Source organism: Paraglaciecola marina, from assembly GCF_004360155.1.
Classification (GTDB): domain Bacteria; phylum Pseudomonadota; class Gammaproteobacteria; order Enterobacterales; family Alteromonadaceae; genus Paraglaciecola; species Paraglaciecola marina.
Genome location: NZ_SAIS01000059.1, coordinates 1 through 2,070, shown reverse-complemented (window position 1 = coordinate 2,070; position 2,070 = coordinate 1). Strand labels below are relative to the sequence as shown.

At 42.0% G+C, this 2,070-nt stretch carries 2 protein-coding genes; both read right to left on the bottom strand.

What is annotated here, in order from left to right:
- Positions 1–209: hypothetical protein (locus EOK74_RS20620; protein ID WP_133472010.1), on the bottom strand; the 209-nt coding region annotated here is incomplete at its 3' end.
- Positions 210–293: 84 nt separating this feature from the next.
- A partial coding sequence (locus tag EOK74_RS20895) for a hypothetical protein (RefSeq protein ID WP_166638818.1) occupies positions 294–2,070 on the bottom strand: 1,777 nt, incomplete at its 5' end.

Here is a 2,070-nt window from a genome sequence, read left to right as displayed (position 1 = left end):
GCGGCTAGCGTGACCTCGGATAGCTCTGTTATTGAGACATTATCAGTGGTCACAGAAGGCGCAGTATTGGTGACAGTAGGAACGTCAGGTGACTCACCTGTGCCGCTCGAACCGCCGCAACTGCTGAGCAATATTCCAGTTAAAAAGGCTTTACTTAAAAATACTATCTGAGATCGATAGGGCTTTCTCTTTTTTATATTGAATTCCATTTTAAAGCTCCATTTTAATTTTTTAAACGCATGTTAAAAATTTGAGCAGCCATATAATTTAGCTGCTCAAATATTTGATAAGGATTAGTTAGAGGTCGCCCCTTGCATTTGGAGCGCCTTCAGTATTTGTTCTCTCGTCAGCGCTATGCTCTTTGATTCTAGCGGTGTTTTGCTTTGAGAAGATACCTTGGATAAGGCTGTATTAACTGGGCGTTCGTCTAATTTTAACCAGTATTCAGCGGTATAGTCAGTGTAAGTAAGAATATGATCAGTGTAATCGGGCGCATCGTATCTAGCCGAAGGATCATCAAAACTCTTATGTGAATGCACAACATAAGCTCGAGATTCACTATTTACGTCTTTCAAAGCGTACAATTCTATAGAACGTTCGTGTGTTAAGTTGCACTCTTCTTGAGGGCTAGGATCAAAGTTTGTAGGCGTACACCAATAGTCGTCACTATCAGGGTCTGCATAGCGTCTAATTGATAACACTCCATTGTCATCAAGCTGCCATAAAAAGCTAGAGTAAGAAAATGTCCACTCGTCATTTTGAGCTTTATATGCACCTACTTGCTGTCCCGTGCCACCTTCATCTACTTCTAGCCAAAACTCCGATTCATAACCATCTGAAACATTGATCCACTCATCCATATCCCAGGCGTAAATACCTACCACTGATTCTTGAGTCCAAGTATCGATTTTTTTGATAATAGGGCCAGTGTCAGCTTTGATTGAACCTGATGATAAGTGTTCATATGATACCGACGATACTAAAACGTCTTCGTCTACCGAATATAAGACGGACGTTTCAATATAAATGTCGTCATTTTCTATGATTAGTTGGCCACTTTCTGCAATTGACCAAGTGGTTGCTATTTCATAATAAACTGTGCTGCCTTGATGAATTGTGCTTGGGATCTGTAACACTGCGCTACCACCAGATGCCGGGTCGCCACTAAAGGTTGCTTTATAGGTGTAAGTATAAATGTCGATATAGTCGTCACCTTGCCCATCGAGTAAAGTTTCGTGGCCTTCTGGGACGGAGAGTAGATACTCAATCCCCATCTCTAACACACCAGCAGTGCTTTGAATTGCCGAAGACTTGTACAGAGTTTTACTTTCTGGGTCAGACGCATATTCTACAGATGATAATTCTCCGTTAGGGTATTCGTAGAGTGAAGTGTCAGTGGTATTCACTATCATTGAATCTGCAAATTCGGCAATAAGCGCGATATTTTTAGATATCTGGCTTTCGTTATCTTCTATGTTTACCCCATTTACTATTACGACATATCTGACGGTGACTTCAGGATCTACATAGGTCAGTGTCAGTCCAGTGTCAGACGCTGCCCAAGTAAACTCGGTTTCACCAGAATTGGTATCATCGCGTAACAAGGATAGTTCTACACCGGTTCCATCTTCATTCAGAGTCAACTGGCTTCCTTCGCCATAGTAACCATTTGGTGATAGAAAGTAGTAAGTACCTGCGATACTGGTTTCATCTAGGCTGATATCTAATAAGTTGCTATCTGTCAGAATCTCCGCTTCGGCTGCGGCATAGCTATCGGCTGCATTTTCTAGAGCATTGGCGATGTAAGCAGCTACGTCTGCTTGGTTAGAGACTAATTCAAAAGTATCAAGTATACCGTCAGGCAAAGCCAACTCTGGGTTATCGGCGGCATAATCAATCACCAACTTAATTGCAGTTGCCAGAGGCAAAATTAATTCACCGCTCACCGATGCTTGTGCGCTGTATAACATTTCTTCTGAGGTAATGTCTTCTCCCGCAGCTATCTGCAAAACGATGGCATTGGCAGTACTGACATTGGTGATATTGGTATTAAATAGTTCGTCTGAAGTA